Genomic DNA, 17284 nt, shown 5'->3' on the forward strand with positions numbered 1-17284 from the left:
GGCTTACCTTAGCGAGGAGGACGTAATGTCTCGACCACATGGGATCCCCCTGCCCAGTGCGCGCCGCAGTTCGGATTCCAACGAAACGGAATCCGCTTGCGCCGACGATAAGCAAGGTCAGCCGCGTCCCAGGGAAGGCGTTCGGCAGCTCACCGGAGCCGAACGCGTACGAACCCTCGTAGAGTCCAACGCCTCAGTATCCCTCACGCTCCCCGGTGCTTGTGACCAGGACGAGCTCGGGACAGGGGCGCCGGCCGCACGGACCGTCACCCCGGACGGGGACGTGATTCTCCTTGTTTCCGGGGAATCCGCGGCTGCCAGGGCAGCCGCTCACGCCCAGGACGACGACCTCACCGCCGTGATCGAGATCACGGATGTGGCGCCGGTGTCCGTGCAGCATCGTATCCGAGGCCGCGCCTGGCTGGCCGGGTGGCTGACCCCGGTGCGCGGCGACGACCGCGCGGCCTGCGCGGCGCTGCTCGCGGAGCGCCATCCGGTGGGTGAGCTGCTGGGACTGGCCGAGGCCCGCTGGAGGCTGCTCCGCCTGGAGGTCGGCGAGATCTCGGTGGACGACCTGTGGGGCGCCGAGCACGTGGACCCGGAGGACCTGGCCGCGGCGGAGCCGGACCCGATGGTCGCCCACGAGGCGGAACTCCTCCAGCACCTGCACTCCGCCCACGGCGACCGGATCGGCGAACTGTGCGGGCTGCTGGGTCCGCGGGAGGCGCGGGAGATGGCGGCCGTCCCGCTCTCCCTGGACCGCCTGGGCCTGCGCGTGCGCTTCACGGGCGGCGCGGCCGGCTCCTTCGACGCCCGTTTCGACTTCCCCGAGCCGGTCGCGGACATCTGCGACCTGCGCCGTGCGATGCACACCCTGTTCACGGCGGCGGGCCACTAGGGCCCGTCGCCGCCCCGCCGGCACGCTCACGCGCCGCGCAGCCGCTCCCGGACCTTCTCCACGACGTCCGCGTAGCGGGCCTCCGCTCCGTACCGCGTCGGCTCGTAGTACCGCTTCCCGTGGATCTCGTCGGGCGCGTACTGCTGGGCCGCGATGGCCCCCGGCACGTCGTGCGGGTACACGTACCCCTGCGCGTGCCCCAGCTTGGCCGCGCCCTTGTAGTGCCCGTCCCGCAGGTGCGGCGGGACCGAGCCCGCCAGCCCGGCCCGGACGTCGGCCAGCGCCGCGCCGATCGCGGTCGTGGCGGTGTTCGACTTCGGGGCCAGCGCCAGCGCGATCGTGGCGTGCGAAAGGGTCAGCGCGGCCTCCGGGAAGCCGATCATCGCCACCGCCTGGGCCGCGGCGACCGCGAGCGGCAGGGCCGTCGGGTCCGCCAGGCCGATGTCCTCGCTCGCCGAGATCATCAGGCGCCGCGCGATGAACCGGGGGTCCTCCCCCGCGTCGATCATCCGGGCCAGATAGTGCAGCGCCGCGTCCACGTCCGAGCCGCGGATCGACTTGATCAGCGCGCTCGCCACGTCGTAGTGCTGGTCGCCGTCCCGGTCGTACCGGACGGCGGCCCGGTCGACCGCCTCCTCCACCGTCTGGAGGGTGATCTCGTCCTCGCCCTTGGCGATGGCCGACCCGGCCCCCGCCTCCAGCGCCGTCAGCGCCCGCCGGGCGTCGCCCCCGGCGATCCGCAGCAGGTGCGCCTCGGCGTCCGCCGGCAGGGTCACCGCCCCGCCGAGCCCCCGCTCCTCCTCCAGCGCCCTGCGCATCAGCGCGCTCAGGTCGCCGTCCGTCAGCGGCTCCAGCGTCAGCAGCAGCGAGCGCGAGAGCAGCGGGGAGATGATCGAGAAGTACGGGTTCTCCGTGGTCGCGGCGATCAGCGTCACCCAGCGGTTCTCGACGGCCGGGAGCAGCGAGTCCTGCTGCGCCTTGCTGAAGCGGTGGATCTCGTCGAGGAAGAGGACGGTGTCCTTGCCGTAGCCGCCGGCGGCGCGTTTCGCGCCCTCGATGACCGCCCGTACCTCTTTGACTCCCGCCGTGATGGCGGACAGCTCCACGAACCGCTTCCGGGTGGCCTGGCTCACCACGTACGCCAGCGTGGTCTTCCCGATGCCCGGCGGGCCCCAGAGGATCACCGAGGAGGCTCCGGCCGGACCGCCCGCGCCCTCCCCGACCAGCCGCCGCAGCGGTGATCCGGGCTTCAGCAGGTGCTGCTGGCCGACGACCTCGTCCAGGGTGCGCGGGCGCATCCGGACGGCGAGCGGAGAGCTCGCGGGATCCTTCTCCTGGCGGTCTTCGGCGGCGGCGGTGAACAGGTCTGGTTCCACACCGAAAGCCTATGCGAGCCCACCGACAGTCCTTACGAGGTCCAGAAGTCCCACCAGCGCGTCAGGATCAGCATGCCGATGATCCCGATGTGCAGCACCGGGAGCACCCAGGTGAACTCGTCGAAGAAGCTCTTCAGCCAGCCCGGCGCGGGCAGCAGCCCCTGGCGCACGTTGTGCGAGGTGACGTACCAGAACATCACGATCGTGGCGACCCAGGCCAGGCAGCACCACAGGCAGAGCGAGTTGATGTTGTACAGCGACTGGTACATCAGCCAGGCGCAGAAGACGACGCCGAAGAGGGTGCCCGCGTTGAAGGTCAGCCAGTACCAGCGGCTGAACCGCGCCCCGGCCAGCATGCTCATGCCGACGCAGATCACGATGCCGTAGGCGACCAGACCGAGCATCGGGTTCGGGAAGCCGAAGACGGCCGCCTGCTCGCTCTTCATGATGTTGCCGCAGGAGACGATCGGGTTCAGGCTGCAGCCCGGCGTGAAGTTCGGGTCCTCCAGCAGCTTGAACTTGTCGATCGTGATCACCCAGGCGGCGAGCAGGCCCGCGGCGCCCGTGATCACCAGCAGCCAGGCCAGCGCCCGGCTCCCCCCGAAGGTGGTCCTCGGGGCGGTGTCCGCGTCCGTAGGTCGTGTCGTCATACCGCCCACTCCACATCTGCAAGGTCGACAAGCACCGGCCATTGTGCCGTACGTGACTGTGTGTCCACCGTTCGACGGACATAAGTACGTACGCGAGGGGGGACCGGCGGCGCGGATTCCGGCGGAGCATTCGAGGCATGACACAGAACGCGGTGGAAGTACGGGGGCTTCGCAAGCAGTACGGCGAGGTCGCCGCGGTCGACGGACTGGACCTGACGATCCGCCCGGGCGAGGTCTTCGGCCTCCTCGGGCCCAACGGAGCGGGCAAGAGCACCACGGTGGAGATACTCCAGGGCCACCGTGAGCGGGACGGCGGTGAGGTCCGCGTCCTGGGCGCGGACCCGGCGACGGCCGGACGGGCCTGGCGCTCACGCGTCGGGATCGTCTGGCAGGACGAGTCGGCGCCCGCCGAACTGACGGTACGGGAGACGGTCGAGCACTTCGCCCGTTACTACCCGGCCCCGCGCGACCCGGCGGAGGTCATCGCGCTGGTCGGCCTGGAACACAAGCGCGACCAGCGGGTGAAGGGCCTCTCCGGCGGCCAGCGGCGCCGCCTCGACGTGGCGCTCGGGGTCATCGGCGGTCCGGAACTCCTCCTGCTCGACGAGCCGACCACCGGCTTCGACCCGGCTGCCCGCCGCCAGTTCTGGGACCTGATCCGGCTGCTGGCCGACGGGGGCACGACCATCGTGCTCACCACGCACTACTTGGAGGAGGCCGAGGCCCTCGCCGACCGCCTCGCGATCGTGGCACGCGGCCGGATCGTCGCCGAGGGCGAACCGGCCGGTCTGCGCGCCCGGTTCGGCACCGGCGCCACCGTCGAGTGGACCGACCCCGACGGCACCCCGCGCGAGATCCGGACCGAGACCCCCACCCGTACCGCCCGGGAGCTGATGGTCCGCTTCGACGGCGAGATCCCGGGCCTGAAGATCACCCGCCCCACCCTGGAGGACGTGTACCTGCGCCTCACGGGCCAGCTCACCCAGCCCGAGCCGCAGCCGGAGGAAGCACGATGACCACCAACGCCACCGACACCGACACCGACACCGACACCGACACCACTGTCACGCGGGCGGCGAAGGCCCTGCCCGGAGCCTGGGCCCTCGGACTGAGCCGCGGCGCGCTGGAGATCAAGCAGTTCGTCCGCCAGCGCGACGCGGTGATCTTCACCTTCGCCTTCCCCGTCGTCTTCCTCGCCCTCTTCGCCTCGATCTTCGGAGAAGCCGTCGAGGGCACCGGGATCACCGCCTCCCAGCTCTACGCGGCGGGCATGGTCGCGGCGGGCATCATGTCCACCAGCTTCCAGTCGCTCGGCATCTCCATCGCCGTCGAACGGGACGAGAAGGTGCTGCGCCGTCTGCGCGGCACCCCGATGCCCCCCGCCGCCTACTTCCTCGGCAAGGTCTGGATGGTGCTCGTCACCGGACTCGCCGAGACCGCGGTCCTGCTCCTCGTCGGCTCCACCCTCTTCGGCCTGGACCTGCCGTCCTCCGCCTCCAAGTGGCTCACCTTCGCGTGGATCTTCGCGCTCGGCCTGACGGGCTGCGCCCTGCTCGGCATCGCCATCAGCAGCCTGCCCAAGTCCGGCAAGAGCGCCAGTTCCGTGGTCGTCCTGCCCTTCCTGATCCTCCAGTTCATCTCGGGTGTGTTCATCCCGGTCCACCAGATCCCCGACTGGCTGCTGAACATCGGGGCGCTGTTCCCGCTCAAGTGGATGTGCCAGGGTCTGCGCGGGGTGTTCCTGCCCGAGTCCGCCGCCGTCCTCGAACAGGCCGGCGGCTGGGAGTACGGGAAGACGGCGCTCGTGCTGGGGGCCTGGGTTGCCGGAGGATTGGTGCTGTGTCTGCTGACCTTCAAGTGGAAGAGCCGGCGCGACGGTTGAGCGGCTTCGTGAAGACGGCCGGAGCGCGCGAGTCCCACGTGTGGGACCGTGCGTTCCTGCCGTGGGACCTGTATGTCGGGGTCGTGTGGCTGGCGACCGTGGCCCTCGTACTCGGCGCCGAATTCCCTTCACTGCCCTACCGGATCCCCGCTGTCGCCCTGCTCGCCCTGCTGATCCCCTGGTACGCGTGGGCCGGGCGGCCGCTGCTCCTGCTGGAGCCGAATGCCGAACCCCGCCGCGCCGCCCGCTACCTGGGCGTGACCCTCGTTCTCTTCCTGCTGGCCGCGTCACTGGTCGGCGAGACCCGGCTGATCACCTTCGCGCTCGCCCCGCACTTCTTCATGCTGGTGCCTCTTCGCCGGGCGGTCGCCGCGATGGCGGTGCTGTCCCTGGCGCCGGTGGCCGGTTGGGCGCTGCTGTGGCGGCCCGACGGGCATCAGCTCTTCCTCGGGGCCGTGGCCGCCGTGACCACCTTCGCCTTTTCCGCCTTCCTCGGCGCCTGGACCACCCGGATCATCCAGCAGAGCGTGAACCGGGCCGGGCTGATCGCCGAACTCGACGCCAGCCGCGAGGAGGTGGCCCGGCTCTCCGCCGAACGCGGCGCCCTCGCCGAAAGGGAACGCATGTCCCGCGAGATCCACGACACCCTCGCGCAGGGCTTCACCAGCCTGCTGATGCTGGTGCAGGCGGTGCAGTCCGAGCTGGACACGGATCCGGCCGAGGCCCACCGCCACCTGGAGCTGATGGCGGTGACCGCCCGGCAGAACCTGGCCGAGGCCCGGGCCCTGGTGTCCGGCGGGGCGCCCGCCGACCTGGACGCGGGTTCGCTGCCGGACGCGGTACGCCGTCTCGCGGCACGGCACGACCCGCCCGCGGCCGTCACGGTGACCGGGGACGTCCGGCCGCTGCCGCCGGCGCTGGAGGTGGTGGCACTGCGCACCTGCCAGGAGTCCCTGGCGAACGCGGCCAAGCACGCGGGTCCCCGGGCCGCCGCCGCGCTGTCCCTCGCCTACGGTGAGGCGGAGTTGACGGTCTCTGTCCGGGACTCCGGCCGGGGCTTCGATCCGGCGGCCCCCTCCCCCGGCTACGGCCTGCGGGGGCTGCGCGCCCGTGCGGCGGAGGCCGGCGGGACCGCGTCGGTCGACAGCGCGGTGTCCGGGGGCACCACCGTCACCGTCACCCTGCCGATCCGCTGAGGAGCCGTACGACATGATCCGCATCCTGCTGGCCGACGACCACCCGGTGGTACGGGAGGGCCTGCGCGGCATGCTCAGCGCCGAGCCGGACCTGGAGGTCGTCGCGGAGGCCGCCAACGGTCCGCAGGCCGAAGCCCTGGCCGCGCGGCTGGTGCCCGCCCTGGACCTGATCCTGATGGACCTGCGGATGCCCGGCGGCGACGGGGTGGAGTCCATCGCCCGCATCACCGCGGCCGGGCTGCCGGTCCGGGTGGTGGTGCTGACCACGTACGAGAACGACCGCGACATCCTGCGCGCGGTGGAGGCGGGCGCGGCGGGCTACCTGCTGAAGGACATGGCCCGTGCGGAACTGGCGGAGGCGGTCCGCGCGGCCGTCCGCGGCGAGACCGTCCTGGCCCCGTCGGTCGCGGGCCGCCTGGTCGACCACCTGCGCACCCGCCCGGAGCGGCCGCACCTGTCGGAGCGCGAGGTATCGGTCCTGCGCCTGGTCGCGGAGGGCGCGACGAACGCGGAGATCGGCCGCCGCCTGTTCGTGGCGGAGTCCACGGTCAAGACCCACCTGCTGCGGGCCTTCGCGAAGCTGGAGGTCGCGGACCGCACGGCGGCGGTGACGACGGCCATGCGGCACGGCCTGCTGTGACGCGGGCGGCCGCGGTCCGGGGGAGCTCCCCGGGCCGCGGCCGCCCGCGTACGCGTGTCAGGCCAGGCGGGCCTGGACGGTGGCGACGATCTCGGCCACGGGCACGGCCATCTGGTCGCCGGACTCCATGTCCTTCAGCTGCACGACGCCCTCGGCGAGGTCCCGCTCCCCCGCCACGACGGTCAGCACGGCACCGGAGCGGTTCGCGTTCTTCATGTGGCTCTTGAGACCCTTCGAGCCGTACGAGAAGTCCGCCGCCACACCTGTCCTCCGCAGCTCGGTGACCGCGGCGAAGAGCACCTTGCGCGCCTCGTCGCTCAGCGCCACCGCGAAGACGCTGGTGGCCGCCGGAATATCGAGCTCGACGCCTTCGGCCTCCAGGGCCAGCACCGTGCGGTCCACGCCCAGGGCCCACCCGACCGAGGGAAGCGCCGGGCCGCCGATCATCTCGGACAGACCGTCGTAGCGGCCGCCGCCGCCGACCGCGGACTGCGAACCCAGACCGTCGTGGACGAACTCGAAGGTGGTGCGGGTGTAGTAGTCGAGCCCGCGCACCAGCTTCTCGTCGTCCTCGAATGCCACGCCCGCAGCCGTGATCAGCTCACGGACCTCGGAGTGGTACGCCTTGCACGCGTCACACAGGAAGTCCCGCAGCATCGGCGCGCCCACCAGCTGCTTCTGAACGGACTCCCGCTTGTCGTCGAGCACCCGCAGGGGATTGATCTCGGCCCGGCGCAGGGTCTCCTCGTCCAGGTCCAGACCCCGCAGGAATCCCTGGAGCGCCTCCCGGTAGACGGGACGGCACTCCTGATCGCCCAGCGAGTTCAGCAGGATGCGGAAGTTGCGCAGGCCCAGCGAGCGGTACGCCTGGTCGGCCAGGATGATCAGTTCGGCGTCCAGCGCCGGGTCCTCGGCGCCGATGGCCTCGGCCCCGACCTGCGAGAAGTGGCGGTAGCGGCCCTTCTGCGGGCGCTCGTAGCGGTAGTACGAGCCGGAGTACCAGAGCTTGACCGGCAGGCCGCCGGCCTTGTGCAGATTCGCCTCCAGCGCGGCGCGCAGCACGGAGGCGGTGCCCTCCGGACGAAGCGCCAGATTGGCGCCGCCCTTGGTCGTGAGGGTGTACATCTCCTTGGTCACGATGTCGGTGGACTCGCCGACTCCGCGGGCGAAGAGGTCCACGTCCTCGAAGCCGGGCGTCTCGACGTATCCGTAGCCGGACGTGCGCAGCGGGCCGGAGATGGCCTCGCGGACGGCCAGGTACTTCGCCGAGTACGGCGGGATCAGGTCGTACGTGCCCTTGGGGGCCTTGAAGGTGCTCACGAAGCTCTCGTCACATTCCTCGTCGTGGGGCGGGAGCGGCGCCCCTGGCGTCCGCTCCCAGGCCGGCGGCGACCTCCCGCAGGTACGGGTTGGTCGCGCGCTCGCGGCCGATGGTGGTCTGGGGACCGTGGCCGGACAGCACCACGGTCGAGTCGTCGAGCGGCAGGCACACGCGGCCCAGCGACTCGAGGATCTCGGCGTGGGAGCCGCCGGGCAGGTCGGTGCGTCCGATGGAGCCGGCGAAGAGCAGGTCGCCCGAGAAGAAGACCGGCGGGATGTCGGCCAGCTCGGGCATCCGGAAGGTCACCGACCCCTTGGTATGCCCCGGCGCGTGCGCCACGGAGAAGTCCATTCCGGCCAGTTTCAAGCCGGCGCCGTCGGTCAGCTCACGGACGTCGTCCGGCTCGCCCACGGTCAGTTCGCCCATGAGCGGCATCCCGATCGAGCGGCCCAGCGCCTTCTCCGGGTCGCTCATCATGTAGCGGTCCTCGGGGTGGATCCAGGCCGGTACGTCGTGTGCTCCGCACACCGGGACCACCGAGGCCACATGATCGATGTGGCCATGGGTCAGCACGACCGCGACGGGCTTGAGCCGATGCTTCTTCAGCGTCTCCTCGACGCCCTGGGCGGCTTGGTGGCCCGGGTCGATGATGACGCACTCCTCACCGGCGGCGGGGGCGACCACGTAACAGTTGGTCCCCCAGGCCCCGGCGGGGAACCCGGCAATCAGCACGTTCGTCCTCAATCGTCGTCCGGCGGGAGCTGCAGTTCGGAATGCTGCTGCTCAGAGCCTACCGGCGCCCCTCATTACACAGCGAACCCATATACGGTACGGCCTAACCCAGCCCGGACAGCAGTACCAGACACGCACAAGGAGACGACCCGGTGGTCACGAGCGATCAGCGGCGGCGACAGCTCGCCAGGGAGAAGTACGAGCGCCAGCAGAAGCGCCGGGCAGAGGCCCGTCGCAAGGCGCGCCAGCGCACGGCGATCATCGGCGCGGCGGTGGCCGTGGTCGTCGCGACGCTGGTCGGCCTCATCGTGGGCGGCGTCTTCGACAAGGACAAGAAGGACCAGGCGGCGAACCCGGCGGCGAGCCCCTCGGCCGCGCCGACGCCCAAGCAGTCCCCCTCGCCCGAGATGGCCATCGACCAGAAGGCGAAGTACACCTTCGCCCTGAAGACCAGCGCGGGCGACATCAGCTTCGCGATGGACGCGGCGAAGACCCCGCAGACCGTGAACTCCTTCAAGTCGCTCGCCGACAAGGGCTACTTCGACAACACGAAGTGCCACCGGCTGACGAGCGGCGGGATCTTCGTGCTCCAGTGCGGTGACCCCGAGGGCACCGGCATGGGCGGCCCCGGCTACACGATTCCGGACGAGAACCTGGACTCCCTCGGCAAGGCGAACGACCAGGGCCAGGTGATCTACCCGGCCGGCACGGTCGCGATGGCCAACACCGGCCAGCCCGGCTCCGGCGGCAGCCAGTTCTTCCTGGTCTACAAGGACAGCCCGCTGGCGCCGTCGTACACCCCGTTCGGCAAGATCGACGCCGCCGGCCTGAAGGTCCTGGAGGAGATCGCCAAGGCCGGCACGGCCGACGGCGGCCAGGACGGCGCCCCGAAGAAGGAAGTCAAGATCGAGAAGGGCACCGTCACCCAGAACTGACCGGAAGCAGGCCAACCCCGGGCCCGGGCCCCGCGTCCCGCGCGTACGTCGATATTCCGTCGTGCGGGATGCGGACAGGCGGCCCGGCGGTCGCCTATGTTGGCGTTGTGCAGGGCGGGCGCTGCCCGCCCCAGGAAACTGTGGACGATGCCCAGGGGGTGAACCCCTCGCAAGGCATCAGGTGGAGGAGGCGCTGTGAGCAGCGACCCGTGGGGCCGAGTCGACGAGACGGGCACCGTGTACGTGCGTACTGCCGATGGCGAGCAGGTCGTCGGATCGTGGCAGGCCGGCACCCCTGAGGAGGCCCTGGCCTATTTCGAGCGCAAGTACGAGGGCCTGGTGGTCGAGATCGGCCTCCTCGAAAAGCGGGTGCGGACCACCGATCTGTCCGCCAAGGACGCGCAGACGGCGATCGACCACCTGCGCACGCAGGTCGACGAGCACCATGCCGTGGGCGACCTGGACGCTCTTCGCGTACGGCTGGACAAGCTGGTCGCGACGGTGGAGTCGCGGCGCGAGGAGCGCAAGGCGCAGAAGGCCAAGCAGACGGACGAGGCCCGCGCGGCCAAGGACGCCCTGGTCGTCGAGGCCGAGGAACTGGCGCAGAGCGACCAGTGGCGCAGTGCCGGCGAGCGGCTGCGCGCCCTGGTGGACATCTGGAAGGGGCTGCCGCGGCTGGACCGCAAGTCGGACGACGAGCTGTGGCACCGCTTCTCGCACGCCCGCTCCGCCTTCTCCAAGCGCCGCAAGGCGCACTTCGCCTCGCTGGACGCGCAGCGCGAGGATGCCCGCAAGGTCAAGGAGAAGCTGGTCGCGGAGGCCGAGTCGCTGTCGAAGTCGACCGACTGGGGTCCGACGGCCGCCCGCTACCGCGAGCTGATGGCGGACTGGAAGGCGGCGGGCCGGGCGCAGCGCGAGTCCGAGGACGATCTGTGGAACCGTTTCCGCGGGGCCCAGGACGTGTTCTTCGCGGCGCGCAGCGAGGTGTTCGCGGAGCGCGACGCCGAGCAGGTGGAGAACCTGAAGCTGAAGGAGGAGCTGGCCGTCGAGGCCGAGAAGCTCGTCCCGATCACCGACCTGAAGGCGGCCCGTGCCGCGTTCCGCTCCCTCAACGAGCGCTGGGAGGCCATCGGCCACGTGCCGCGGGACGCCCGGCCGAAGGTCGAGGGCCGGATGCACGCGGTGGAGCGGGCCATCCAGGAGGCCGAGGAGGGCGAGTGGCGTCGTACGAACCCGGAGGCGCGGGCGCGTGCGGCCGGTCTGACGGGCCAGCTCCAGGCGGCGGTCGACAAGCTGCGTGAGCAGATCGACGCGGCGCGCGCGGCGGGCAACAACGCGAAGGCCGACAAGCTGTCCCGGGAGCTGGAGGGCCGCCAGGCCCTGCTGGACCAGGCGCTGAAGGGCCTGGAGGAGTTCGGCGGCTGACAGGGCCCCTTACGCCGTAGGACATGACGGTGGGCGCCACCCCCTCGGGGTGGCGCCCACCGTCATGTCAGGGCTCGGGCGGCTACGGCCGGCGGGCCGAGGTGACGCGGTAGACGTCGTACACGCCCTCCACACCCCGAACGGCCTTCAGGACGTGCCCCAGGTGCTTGGGGTCGCCCATCTCGAAGGTGAAGCGGGAGGTGGCCACACGGTCGCGCGAGGTCTGGACGGCCGCCGAGAGGATGTTCACGTGCTGGTCCGACAGGACCCGGGTGACGTCGGACAGCAGCCGGGACCGGTCCAGCGCCTCGACCTGGATGGCGACCAGGAAGACGGAGGACTGGGTGGGGGCCCATTCGACTTCCAGCATCCGCTCGGGCTCCTGGGAGAGGGAGTCCACGTTGACGCAGTCGGCCCGGTGAACCGATACGCCGCTGCCGCGCGTGACGAAGCCGACGATCGGGTCGCCGGGGACCGGGGTGCAGCAGCGGGCCAGCTTGACCCACACGTCGTCGACGCCCTTGACGACCACGCCCGGGTCGGCGTTCTTGCGGCGCGTGCCCCGGGTCCGGGAGGGCGGGACGCTCTCCTCGATGTCCTCGTTGGCCGCTTCCTCGCCGCCGAGGGCCTGCACCAGCTTCTGCACGACGCCCTGCGCGGCCACGTGGCCCTCGCCGATCGCCGCGTACAGGGAGGAGATGTCGGGGTAGCGCATCTCGTGCGCGAGGGTGACGAGCGAGTCGCCGGTGAGGATGCGCTGGATCGGCAGGTTCTGCTTGCGCATGGCCCGCGCGATGGCGTCCTTGCCGTGCTCGATGGCCTCCTCGCGGCGCTCCTTGGAGAACCAGGCGCGGATCTTGTTGCGGGCCCGCGGGGACTTGACGAAGCCCAGCCAGTCGCGCGAGGGTCCCGCGCCCTCGGCCTTGGAGGTGAAGACCTCGACGAGGTCGCCGTTGTCCAGGGTCGATTCGAGCGGGACGAGGCGGCCGTTGACGCGGGCGCCTATGGTCCGGTGGCCGACCTCGGTGTGGACGGCGTACGCGAAGTCCACCGGGGTGGCTCCGGCGGGCAGCGCGATGACGTCGCCCTTGGGCGTGAAGACGAAGACCTCGTTGCGGGAGAGGTCGAAGCGCAGCGAGTCGAGGAACTCGCCCGGGTCCTCGGTCTCCTTCTGCCAGTCCAGCAGCTGGCGCAGCCAGGCCATGTCGTTGACCGTGTCCTGGCCGGCGCTGCCCTTGGCGGCCTGCGGGACGTCGGTGCGGACCTTGGAGGTGCCGGCGACGGTCTGCTGCTTGTACTTCCAGTGCGCGGCGATGCCGTACTCGGCGCGGCGGTGCATGTCGAAGGTGCGGATCTGGAGTTCGACCGGCTTGCCGCTGGGCCCGATGACCGTCGTGTGGAGCGACTGGTACATGTTGAACTTGGGCATCGCGATGTAGTCCTTGAACCGGCCGGGGACCGGGTTCCAGCGCGCGTGCACGGTGCCGAGGGCGGCGTAGCAGTCCCGTACGGTGTCCACCAGCACCCGGATGCCGACCAGGTCGTAGATCTCCGCGAAGTCACGGCCGCGGACGATCATCTTCTGGTAGACGCTGTAGTAGTGCTTCGGACGGCCCGTCACGGTGGCCTTGATCCGGGCGGCTCTGAGGTCGACCATCACCTCGTCCGTGACGACGGCGAGGTACTCGTCGCGCTTGGGCGCCCGCTCGGCGACCAGACGGACGATCTCGTCGTACATCTTCGGGTAGAGGATCGCGAAGGAGAGGTCTTCGAGCTCCCACTTGATGGTGTTCATGCCCAGCCGGTGCGCCAGCGGGGCGTAGATCTCAAGGGTCTCGCGGGCCTTCTTCTCCTGCTTCTCCCGCTTGAGGTAGCGCATGGTGCGCATGTTGTGCAGGCGGTCGGCGAGCTTGATGACCAGGACGCGCGGGTCCTTGGCCATGGCGACGACCATCTTGCGGACGGTCTCGGCCTGCGCGGCCTCGCCGAACTTGACCCGGTCGAGCTTGGTGACGCCGTCGACGAGGAGGGCCACGGCGTCGCCGAAGTCGCGGCGCAGGTCTTCGAGGCCGTACTCGGTGTCCTCGACGGTGTCGTGGAGCAGGCCGGCCATCAGGGTGGCCGGGTCCATGCCGAGCTCGGCGAGGATCGTGGTCACCGCGAGCGGGTGGGTGATGTACGGGTCGCCGCTCTTGCGCTTCTGGCCGCGGTGCCAGCGTTCGGCGACCTGGTAGGCCTGCTCCAGCTGGCGCAGCGTCGCCGTCTCGATCTTCGGATCGTTGCTGCGGACTATGCGGAGCAGGGGCTCCAGGACCGGGTTGTACGCGGTGGAACGCTGGACGCCGAGGCGGGCGAGCCGGGCGCGCACCCGGTTGGAGGACCCGGCCGACTTCGCCGACGCGGGCTTGACCGGCGGGGCCGGCGGGGGCGTGGCGGCGGGCGCCGCGGCCTGCTCGGCCTGCGGGTCGGGCTGCGCGGCGGAGAGTGGCTGGACCTCGTCTGGCAAGAGCGCTCCTCACGGGGGTCCCCCCAGACGGAGTCTGGGGGAGGGTCCGGTGCCCGTGTCCGGTCCGGATAACCCATCGTAGCGAGGGTTGCGCCCCGTCGTTCCCCCGAGCCTCGGCCTGGACCGGTCCGGCGCCGCTCCGCTGCCGGGGGCCGGCCCCCGGCGGCGGGGCCGCACGCGAAAGCGGCGGGTACCCGGGGTGTCCCGGATACCCGCCGCTTGCGGCATGCAGGTGGTCAGACCACGATCAGCGCGTCCAGCGGGGCCGCCGCGAGCGCATCGGCCAGCTTGGCCCGCCCGGGCAGGAACGACAGTTCCATCAGGACCGCCACCCCGGCGACCTCGGCCCCGGCCCGCCGGATCAGCGAGAGCGAGGCTTCGGCGGTGCCGCCGGTGGCCAGCACGTCGTCGATGACCATGACCCGGTCACCGGCCGCCAGATCCTCCGCGTGGACCTCGATCTCCGCGGTCCCGTACTCCAGCTCGTAGGACTGCGCCAGCGTCGCGCCCGGCAGCTTGCCGGCCTTGCGCACCGGCACGAAGCCGATCCCGGCCGCCACGGCCACGGGGGCCGCCAGGATGAACCCGCGCGCCTCCAGCCCGACGATCTTCGTCGCGCCGTACCGCCCGGCCAGCTCCACCAGCACGCCCGTCAGCGCGGCGAACGCCTCCGGGTCCGCCAGCAGCGGGGTGATGTCCTTGAACATCACGCCCGGCTTCGGGTAGTCCGGTACGTCCTTGATCCGGCTGAGCAGCAGCTCGCGTACGTCCTCGGAGAGCAGCCCGGTCACCGGCGCCGCCCCGCGCGGCCCTGCGCCACGACCTGCGGCCCGCCGTCGGACTCGTAGCCCTCGTCCGCGGACTCGCCCTTGGCCGCCGCGGCCGCCCGCTTGGCGAGCACCCGCTTCTTCAGGGCCTTCATCGCCGGCTCGCGCTCCTTGAGGTCCACGACCAGCGGGGTCGCGATGAAGATCGAGGAGTACGCACCGGCCGCGAGGCCGACGAACAGCGACAGCGAGATGTCGTTCAGCATGCCGGCGCCCAGGAAGCCGCCGCCGATGAACAGCAGGGCCCCGACCGGCAGCAGCGCCACGACCGTGGTGTTGATCGAACGGACCAGCGTGCCGTTGATGCTGCGGTTGGCGATCTCGCTGTACGTGTAGCGGGTCTGCTTCGTGATGTCCTTCGAGCCCTCCTTCAGACCGTCGAAGACGACGACGGTGTCGTAGAGGGAGTAACCGAGGATCGTCAGCAGACCGATGACCGTACCCGGGGTGACCTCGAAGCCGACCAGCGCGTACACGCCGACGGTGATCGTGAGGTCGTGGATCAGGGCGATCAGTGCCGCGACCGCCATCCGCCACTCGAAGGCGATGGCGAGGTAGATCACGACGAGGACCATGAAGATGCCGAGGCCGGTCCAGGCCTTGTTCGCGATCTGCTCACCCCAGCTGGGGCCGACCAGGTCCGCGTTGATGTCCGCCTCGGTGACCTTGAGGTCGGTGGCGAGCTGCTTCTTCACGTCGGTCGCGGAGTCGGTGTCCAGACCCGAGATCTGGATGCGCAGCCCGCCGGTGCCGAGCTCCTGGACGATCGCGTCGTGGCCCGAGGCCTTCTCCGCCTCCTCGGTCGCCTTGGCGACGGAGACGGCCGTCTTCGGGGTGGTGAAGACGGCACCGCCCTTGAACTCGATGCCCATGTTGAGGCCCTGAACGGCCAGGGCCACGATCGCCGTGATGGTGATCAGGACGGAAACGCCGTACCAGAGAAAGCGCTTGCCGACGAAGTCGTATCCGACCTCACCCTTGTACAGCTTGGCGCCGAGGTCTCCCAGCTTCGACATCTCTCACGCCTCCTTTGCGTCGACGGGGGCGGGGGCGGAACCGGTACGACGGGACCGGCGCAGCGGGGGCTTGACGCCGAGCCGCTTCGGGTCCAGCCCGGACCACGGGTGACCGCTGGCGAAGAACTTCGTGCGCGCCAGCAGCGTCATGACGGGCTTGGTGAAGAGGAACACCACGACCACGTCGAGCAGGGTGGTCAGACCCAGCGTGAAGGCGAAGCCCTTCACCTTGCCGACGGTGACGATGAACAGCACCGCGGCGGCCAGGAACGACACGAAGTCGGAGACCAGGATGGTGCGCCGGGCACGCGGCCAGGCGCGCTCGACGGCCGGCCGCAGGGTGCGGCCCTCGCGGATCTCGTCCCGGATGCGTTCGAAGTACACGATGAACGAGTCCGCCGTGATGCCGATCGCCACGATCGCACCGCAGACGGCGGGCAGGTTCAGCGCGAAACCGATGCCCTTGCCGAGCAGCGCCATGATCGTGTAGGTGAGGATCGCGGAGACCAGGAGGCTGATGATGGCGACGAACGCCAGGCCCCGGTAGTACACCAGCAGGTAGACCACCACGAGGAGCAGGCCGATGGCGCCGGCGATCAGACCGGCCTTCAGCTGCTCGCCGCCGAGCGCGGCGGTGACGGTGGTGACGCTGTCCTCGCTGAAGGAGAGCGGCAGGGCGCCGTACGAGAGCATGTTGCCCAGGTCCTGAGCGGACTGCTGGGTGAAGCCGCCGGAGATCTCGGCGTTGCCGCCGGTCAGCGCCTGGCTCACGGACGGGTCGGAGATGACCTGGCCGTCGAGCACGATCGCGAACTGGTTCTGCGGCGCCTGCTTGGTGGCCAGCTCGCCGGTGATCTTGGCGAACTTGTCGGCGCCCTTGTCGGTGAACTGCATCGTGACGATCCAGGCACCGCGCTGGGGGTCGATGATCCCCTTGGCGTCCTTGACGTCCTGGCCGTTGACCTGGGCCGGGCCGAGGATCCACTTGCCCCAGGCGGTACCGCGCTGGCCACAGGCGACGATCGGGTCCTCGGGCTTGGCGCCCTTGCCGGCGGCCGCGCGCTGCTCCTCGTTGGTGCAGTCCAGCTTCGCGAAGCTGTCCTGCAGGGTCTTGGCGGCCTGCTCGTCGGCGGACGGCGGCGTGGCCGGCGCGGAGCCCGAGGGGGTCGGGGCGGCCTTGTCGTCTGCCTTCTTCGACTCGCTCGCCGAAGGCGAGGGAGAGGGGGCGTTCGGGGCCTTGAGGGCCTCGCTGAGCGCACGGCCCTGGGAAGTGGCGCTGGACGACGGGGTGGCCGACGGGGAGGACTTGCCGTCCGCGGCCTTGGGAGCGCCGGAGCCGCTCGCGGAGGGGCTCGGGCTCTGGGTGCCCTCGGGGGCGGCCGGGGAGCCGTCGGCGAAGGCGAGGACCGGGCGGAAGTACAGCTGGGCGGTGGTACCGACCTGCTCGCGCGCCTGCTTCTCGTTCGTCCCCGTGGGGATGTTCACGATGATGTGGTCGCGGCCCTGCGTCTGGACCTCGGCCTCCGAGACGCCGAGACCGTTGACGCGGCGCTCGATGATGCCGACCGCCGTGTTCATGTTGGTCTCGTTGATCGCGTCCGGCTTGCCGGGCTCGCTCTTGGCCCTGAGCGTGATGCTCGTACCGCCGGCGAGGTCGATGCCGAGCCGGGGAGTCGTCTGCTTCGAGAGGAACATCCCCGCGGTGAGCGCCACCATCGCGATCAGGATGATCGCCAGGGCGCGCCCCGGCCTCCCCTGAGCCCCCGTGGGCCGCCGGCCCTTCTTCGGTGCTGCCACCTTGTCGTTTCTCCCTGTCCAACCGCCCCGCGCCGGGTCAGCGCGCGGACGGCCACGAAATGTGTGGTGGGGACCCCTGCCCC

Annotated in this window: 14 protein-coding genes and 1 pseudogene; 7 read left to right on the plus strand and 8 right to left on the minus strand. The window is 70.8% G+C overall.

Annotation, left to right across the window (positions count from 1 at the left end):
* Positions 1-283: 283 nt before the first annotated feature.
* Positions 284-898, plus strand: coding sequence for a DUF2470 domain-containing protein (locus OG429_RS08725; RefSeq protein WP_328924728.1), 615 nt, complete (start codon positions 284-286; stop codon positions 896-898).
* A 26-nt stretch (positions 899-924) separates the two neighbouring features.
* Here the strand turns inward: OG429_RS08725 and OG429_RS08730 are convergent, their stop codons facing one another.
* Positions 925-2274, minus strand: coding sequence for a replication-associated recombination protein A (locus tag OG429_RS08730; RefSeq protein WP_328924729.1), 1350 nt, complete (start codon positions 2272-2274; stop codon positions 925-927).
* A gap of 32 nt (positions 2275-2306) precedes the next feature.
* Positions 2307-2924: a vitamin K epoxide reductase family protein gene (locus OG429_RS08735; protein WP_328924730.1), complete on the minus strand. Its 618-nt coding sequence runs from the start codon at positions 2922-2924 to the stop codon at positions 2307-2309.
* A 194-nt stretch (positions 2925-3118) separates the two neighbouring features.
* On the opposite strand from OG429_RS08735, the pseudogene OG429_RS08740 reads away from it, so the two are divergent.
* The 4 genes and pseudogenes from OG429_RS08740 to OG429_RS08755 all read left to right on the plus strand — a co-directional run.
* Positions 3119-3940 (plus strand): annotated as a pseudogene (locus OG429_RS08740) (ABC transporter ATP-binding protein); the annotation flags it as partial.
* Entirely contained in the window at positions 3937-4806 is an 870-nt protein-coding gene (locus OG429_RS08745) for an ABC transporter permease (protein ID WP_328924732.1), read from the plus strand. The pseudogene OG429_RS08740 and the gene OG429_RS08745, both read left to right, overlap by 4 nt.
* The gene (locus OG429_RS08750) at positions 4803-6002 is read left to right on the plus strand and encodes a sensor histidine kinase (protein WP_328924733.1); all 1200 of its coding nucleotides are present in this window, start codon (positions 4803-4805) and stop codon (positions 6000-6002) included. Before OG429_RS08745 ends, OG429_RS08750 begins: the two co-directional genes overlap by 4 nt.
* 13 nt (positions 6003-6015) lie before the next feature.
* On the plus strand, positions 6016-6642 hold the full coding sequence (locus tag OG429_RS08755) for a response regulator transcription factor (protein ID WP_328924734.1): 627 nt from the start codon (positions 6016-6018) through the stop codon (positions 6640-6642).
* Positions 6643-6699: 57 nt separating this feature from the next.
* Here the strand turns inward: OG429_RS08755 and hisS are convergent, their stop codons facing one another.
* Both hisS and OG429_RS08765 read right to left on the minus strand, forming a co-directional pair.
* The gene (hisS, locus tag OG429_RS08760) at positions 6700-7962 is read right to left on the minus strand and encodes a histidine--tRNA ligase (protein WP_328924735.1); all 1263 of its coding nucleotides are present in this window, start codon (positions 7960-7962) and stop codon (positions 6700-6702) included.
* Positions 7963-7972: 10 nt separating this feature from the next.
* A complete protein-coding gene (locus tag OG429_RS08765; protein ID WP_328924736.1) occupies positions 7973-8695 on the minus strand; it encodes an MBL fold metallo-hydrolase in 723 nt (240 codons plus the stop codon).
* A 152-nt stretch (positions 8696-8847) separates the two neighbouring features.
* Here OG429_RS08765 and OG429_RS08770 point away from each other — a divergent pair, with 152 nt between their 5' ends.
* Together OG429_RS08770 and OG429_RS08775 are read left to right on the plus strand one after the other, a co-directional pair.
* Positions 8848-9630, plus strand: a complete 783-nt coding sequence (locus OG429_RS08770) for a peptidylprolyl isomerase (RefSeq protein ID WP_328924737.1) — start codon at positions 8848-8850, stop codon at positions 9628-9630.
* Positions 9631-9825: 195 nt separating this feature from the next.
* Positions 9826-11055 (plus strand): DUF349 domain-containing protein, encoded by a 1230-nt coding sequence (locus tag OG429_RS08775; protein WP_328924738.1) that lies wholly within the window; start codon positions 9826-9828, stop codon positions 11053-11055.
* A gap of 82 nt (positions 11056-11137) precedes the next feature.
* Here OG429_RS08775 and OG429_RS08780 read toward each other — a convergent pair whose 3' ends face one another.
* The 4 genes from OG429_RS08780 to secD all read right to left on the minus strand — a co-directional run bounded on the left by OG429_RS08780 (position 11138) and on the right by secD (position 17201).
* Entirely contained in the window at positions 11138-13561 is a 2424-nt protein-coding gene (locus tag OG429_RS08780; protein WP_328924739.1) for a RelA/SpoT family protein, read from the minus strand.
* Between the two features lie 236 nt (positions 13562-13797).
* The gene (locus tag OG429_RS08785; RefSeq protein ID WP_405681452.1) at positions 13798-14343 is read right to left on the minus strand and encodes an adenine phosphoribosyltransferase; all 546 of its coding nucleotides are present in this window, start codon (positions 14341-14343) and stop codon (positions 13798-13800) included.
* A 5-nt stretch (positions 14344-14348) separates the two neighbouring features.
* Positions 14349-15404, minus strand: coding sequence for a protein translocase subunit SecF (gene secF, locus OG429_RS08790; protein WP_328924741.1), 1056 nt, complete (start codon positions 15402-15404; stop codon positions 14349-14351).
* Between the two features lie 3 nt (positions 15405-15407).
* Entirely contained in the window at positions 15408-17201 is a 1794-nt protein-coding gene (gene secD / locus OG429_RS08795; protein WP_328924742.1) for a protein translocase subunit SecD, read from the minus strand.
* Positions 17202-17284: the final 83 nt, after the last annotated feature.

The organism is Streptomyces sp. NBC_00190 (genome assembly GCF_036203305.1).
GTDB lineage: Bacteria > Actinomycetota > Actinomycetes > Streptomycetales > Streptomycetaceae > Streptomyces.

Bases quoted from the DNA above. Each gene is read 5' to 3' on its own strand.
- OG429_RS08745 (WP_328924732.1), top strand. From the start codon at position 3,937: ATGACCACCAACGCCACCGACACCGACACCGACACCGACACCGACACC.
- secF (WP_328924741.1), bottom strand. From the start codon at position 15,404: ATGTCGAAGCTGGGAGACCTCGGCGCCAAGCTGTACAAGGGTGAGGTC.
- OG429_RS08755 (WP_328924734.1), top strand. From the start codon at position 6,016: ATGATCCGCATCCTGCTGGCCGACGACCACCCGGTGGTACGGGAGGGC.
- OG429_RS08735 (WP_328924730.1), bottom strand. From the start codon at position 2,924: ATGACGACACGACCTACGGACGCGGACACCGCCCCGAGGACCACCTTC.